Origin of the sequence: Vibrio sp. 10N.222.52.B7 (genome assembly GCF_041474275.1) — a bacterium.
In the GTDB taxonomy this organism is placed as follows: domain Bacteria; phylum Pseudomonadota; class Gammaproteobacteria; order Enterobacterales; family Vibrionaceae; genus Vibrio; species Vibrio crassostreae_C.
In genome coordinates this window covers 1-262 of the sequence record NZ_JBFRTU010000799.1, presented here as the reverse complement: position 1 = coordinate 262, position 262 = coordinate 1, and the positions used below count along the sequence as shown (strand labels likewise).

Annotated in this window: 1 protein-coding gene; it reads right to left on the bottom strand. The window is 49.2% G+C overall.

What is annotated here, in order from left to right; all coding sequences use genetic code 11:
- Positions 1–262: VWA domain-containing protein (locus AB4512_RS25365; protein ID WP_372176228.1), on the bottom strand; the 262-nt coding region annotated here is incomplete at both ends.

Here is a 262-nt window from a genome sequence, read left to right as displayed (position 1 = left end):
GTACTTCTTAGCAATATCCGCGGCTTCAAGTGGATCTAATACCCCCGCGGTATTGCTGCCGTCACTGAGTAGAATCATTACACGCTGAGGGGCATCGCTGTCGACGAAGGTTTTGGTTGCAAGGCCAATACCATCACCAATCGCGGTTTGAGTACCAATCAGCTTTAACACAGCCTGATTGAGTTGTTGTGAAAGCGTGTCTCTGTCTAAAGTCAGTGGCGTCTGCAGATAGGCGTGATCAGCAAATAACACCAGTCCGACT